Origin of the sequence: Methanosphaera sp. DEW79, assembly GCF_003266085.1 — an archaeon.
Taxonomy (GTDB): Archaea; Methanobacteriota; Methanobacteria; order Methanobacteriales; family Methanobacteriaceae; genus Methanosphaera; species Methanosphaera stadtmanae.
This window is the reverse complement of sequence record NZ_MUZW01000017.1, coordinates 1-4,636: the sequence shown is the minus strand read 5'-3', so window position 1 is coordinate 4,636 and position 4,636 is coordinate 1. Positions and strand designations below refer to the sequence as shown.

The window sequence follows — 4,636 nt, the reverse complement described above, 5'->3', positions numbered from 1 at the left end:
ATTTAGCCAATCAACAACAAAAGACAGTTCATAATTAAAAAATACACTTAAATACCATATTTTTTTTAAATCATTGACAAAAGTTTTAACAGGTTTTATCTTGAAAAAAGATATAATTTCATGACTTTTTCTAGAATCGATGAAATTAACTATTTTTTTAACATACCATAATTAGATCTTTACTAAATCATATGATGTTTCATGATTTTTCACTAAAACATACATGTACTTAATTATATTTAAATATTAATATATAATAACCATTTTACATAAAATAAAGACCAAATAATAATGTATTATTATAAAAAACTAATTTTAACAAAAATATTAAGAAATAGAAAGAGTATAGTTCNTAATTAATATAAACTTAAATCAAGGGGCTAAATGAAATTATATTTTAAAAAAAAAGAAAGTATAAATAATTGAAGTTTATTTTCCTACTTTGACAATGCACCCCTCGGACAGTTCATAACACAAAGTCCACAGTTTGTACAATCCTCTGTAATTATTATGGAATCACCCTTATGTTCAATAGCATCAAGTGCACATACTTCCATACACACACCATTTCTTGGACATGCTTCTACTCCATCACATCTGTCTTGATAAACTGTCACAACCATTGCCATTACCCTCCTTTTATGTTTTAGAAATAGCTTGTTTTGGACAATTTAATACACATAGTCCACATTCAGGACATATTTCATGATTTATTATAGGTTGTCCATTAACATTATCTATTGCATTTAATGCACAGATGTCAATACATAATCCTCCCTCAGGACATGCATCAACTCCCCCACATATAGTTGTATCCATTGTTACTACCATTTTAATCACTTCTTTATTTTAGCAGATATTTAATATTTTCCAATAATAATATGAATATCCTATCTCTTTTTTATTTAAATCAAGATTATATTAAAGAGAATTATTTATTATATTTCAATAAAAAAAAATATATTTAATTATGTTTTATGTTCTATTTTTATGTATATTTAAATAAATTGTTTTTTAGGCGAACATAAATTGTATTATTATTTAAAGATTAGAACATGACAATTGATAATAATTTCTTACAAATATAGTTTATATGAATTAAAATATTCCCATTTTAGAAATGAATGAAATATCTTATTAACTTATACATTCATAAATAAAAAAAAATAAGAAGTATTGAATATGATTAGAACTCTTCAAATGAATTAAAATTCTTCATTGTTTCAATAGATTTTACATCTGTTGGTATACCTTCCTTTTTAATTGCAGCTATTGGATTTAATCCCCCAGCTAGCACATATCCAAAATGATATTTTTCAATTTTAGCATTATATGTGTATTCATTTGGTTTTCCAATATTTAATACTTCAAATCCATATTCACCAAGTTTATCTAATATATCTACTGTTTTATCCCTTGCAATGTATGGTACTGAATGAACACTTGCCAAGATTTTACAAGAATCACCAGATACATTTAATTCACACATGTTCTTATTAATAAATATTTCATGTGGATCAACAGAAGAACCTTTATATGATATTAATTCAATAAAACGTCGACTGTTACCATATATATCAAGTATTCCACTGTATTTTGGAAAGGAACTTATTCCATGTTTTGTTAATATACCATCAATTGTAAGACTACATATAGTTGCAATACCTACCTTATTATCTGGACCATCAACCAGAGAATATCTATTTCCAATACAGAATTCTGGTTTTGACTTGTACATTTTACTTAATATTTCAAGAGAAGTATCTAAATTATTTCTATCAACAAATGATACATTTACTATAACATCCCCCTCTCCTGATTCAATATCAAAGTTAACAGTGGATAATAAGTTGTATATTTTATTTAATACAAAAGATACTGGTGTTGTGTTATTATAAGTTACAGGTTTTAGGGGAAAATTTTTTGCAATGGATGAATTTATCATATTACTATATTCAGCATATCCATCAGCTAGTTTTATACTAAGATCATATCCTTCTTCCCGTGCTGCACATAGTGGTGTTACACCTCCAACAACTGCTATTCCAACCATTCCCTCTGGAACTGGAATTCCTAAGACTGCTTCTCCGGGATTACCAATATGTATCACTCCACCTATTCCAATAGTTTTAAGATTATCTAGAATAGCTAATGCATGTTGTTTTTTTACTTCTGGTATGATTCTAAAGTTTGCTGGTATTACTCCTGTTCCATTATTTATAACATCAATTACTGATGTATTATCATGGCCTGTGAATGCTTCAAGAGGTGTTATTGATGTATTTTCATATGCAATTTGTTCTGTGAAATTAATTGGAACATAATCTTCTACTTTAAGTAGTCCACCATACAATGGTTTTGTAATTATGCCCTGTTGTTGAAATACCCCGTCAATAGTTGTTCCACAGACTGTTTCAATATATGTTTTATCATCTTTTTCAACTATATTATAATGTTTACTTACTGATAATCCCTCTTTGAAAACATCTGTTATTATTTTTGAGGAATCAAGGTCATTTATTGAAGATATATTTACAATTACTGAACCTGTTGCTTTTTTGTAATCAAGTGATACATTGTACATTTTTTCTTGAAATCTTGAAAATGTAAAATCAACTTGATCAAAAATTAAACCTTTTTTTAGTTCATCTATTCCTTTTTTTGTGATTTGACGACCTTTATAACCAACTTTTTCAGTGAATCCTTTTTCATCAAGAATATGCATATGATATCTTACTGCACGTTCTCCAAGAGAGTATCCTCTCTTTTCTAATTCTTGGGAGATTATTTTAGCACCAAGAATTTCATTTTTACTATATAAAATTCTTAGAATTTCCATCATTTTCATATCAGTTTCTTGTTTAATAGAAATACTATCATGTCTCCTTATTTAATACTAAAATTATATAAATTTTTTTTGATTAGTAGTTATTATAATTATTTATTGTTGATAATTATTAAAAACATGGTACAATGTAATATATTTAAAAAAAGAGGGTGAGAGAAAAGTATTAGATATTAACATAATATCTAGATGTTAAGGAATTTATCACGTTCATAATCAAATACTTGTATTCTGTAGTCATCCCATTCTGCACGTTTAATGTTATAGAATTGATCGTATACATAATCTCCAAGAGCATTTTTAACTACATCGTCTTTTTCTAAGGAATGATATGCTTCCCATAGACTTGTAGGTAATGTATCAATACCTTTTGCTGCTAATTCATCAGGAGTAAGAGCAAATGCATTGAATTCTGTTGGTTCTCCTGGGTCAATTTTATTGTCTAATCCATCGAGACCTGCTTCAAGTAACACTGCAAATGCAAGGTATGGGTTACATGATGGGTCTGCAGATCTACATTCAATTCTTGTACCTAATCCCCTAGAAGCTGGAATTCTTAGGAGAGTTGATCTATTTTTAAGTCCGTATGCTATGTAACATGGTGCTTCATATCCTGGTACTAAACGTTTGTATGAGTTAATTGTTGGGGAAAGTATTGCAGATAATGCTTTTGCGTGTTTTAATAATCCTCCTATGAAGTATAATGCTTCTTGGGATAGTTGTGTTTCTGTATCTGGGTCGTAGAATATGTTTTTACCATCTTTAAATAGACTTTGGTTACAGTGCATTCCACTACCATTAATTCCAAAGAATGGTTTTGGCATGAATGTTACTTGGTATCCTAGGTTGTCTACTAATGCTTTAATTGCTTGTTTGAATGTTACTACAGCATCTGCTGTTTTTAGTGCATCATCAAATCTAAAGTCAACTTCGTGTTGTCCTGGTGCTACTTCGTGGTGGCTTACTTCTATGTTGAAGTTTAGTTTTTCAAGACCTAATACTATTTCTTTTCTTACATCTATACCTTGATCTAATGGTTCTACATCGAAGTATTCTGCATTATCTGCTGGAATAAGTTTTCCATTTTCATCATGGTCAACAAGGAAAAATTCTGGTTCTGGACCCATGTTGTATTGGTAACCTCTATCTTTTGCTAATTTTAATGATTTTTTAAGAACTCCTCTAGGGTCTCCTTCAAATGGTGTTCCATCTGTGTGGTATACATCACATATGAATCTACATGCACCATATTCATCTGGTCTCCATGGTAGAGTTGAGAATGTATTTATATCTGGTTTTAATGCAAGGTCACTATCATTGATTCCTACAAATCCTGCTACTGAAGATCCATCAAATAATAATCCATCTTCAATAATTGTTTCTACATCTTCTGGTTTATTTAAAGATACTGCTACATTTTTTGGTAATCCATGTATATCTACAAATTGGAACCTTAAAAATTTTGAACCATGTTCATCTACTGTTTTAACAATTTCATCTATTTTGTCATCTCGTGCGGACATAAAAATTTTCACCTATTCAATATTATAATGTTTTAATAAGAAAGATACTTGTTAATAAGTTATTTCATATATATTATATTTATTTTTTTATAGTATAATAATAGTCGGAAGTGTACTTCCTACCTATAGATTAATTATTAAAATTATAGTATATAAATGTTTTGAAAATTGGTGGCTTTCCAGTTGTCGGGTCTTGATTTTTGAATATTTATTTTTCTTTTGTATTTTTAAATTTTTTCATCATTTCAGTTGCTATTGTTGTTAGTAC

General features: G+C 28.5%; 4 protein-coding genes. All 4 read right to left on the bottom strand.

Translation table 11 applies throughout. The features are described from left to right. Positions 1–437: 437 nt before the first annotated feature. Entirely contained in the window at positions 438–623 is a 186-nt protein-coding gene (locus BZ132_RS01255) for a 4Fe-4S binding protein (RefSeq protein WP_011405852.1), read from the bottom strand. Positions 624–639: 16 nt separating this feature from the next. Further along, entirely contained in the window at positions 640–831 is a 192-nt protein-coding gene (locus BZ132_RS01250; protein WP_011405851.1) for a 4Fe-4S binding protein, read from the bottom strand. Between the two features lie 355 nt (positions 832–1,186). Then, positions 1,187–2,848 carry a DUF128 domain-containing protein gene (locus BZ132_RS01245; RefSeq protein ID WP_011405850.1) on the bottom strand — a complete coding sequence of 554 codons (1,662 nt, stop codon included), beginning with the start codon at positions 2,846–2,848 and terminating at the stop codon, positions 1,187–1,189. Positions 2,849–3,030: 182 nt separating this feature from the next. Continuing rightward, a complete protein-coding gene (gene glnA / locus BZ132_RS01240; protein WP_011405849.1) occupies positions 3,031–4,368 on the bottom strand; it encodes a type I glutamate--ammonia ligase in 1,338 nt (445 codons plus the stop codon). Positions 4,369–4,636: the final 268 nt, after the last annotated feature.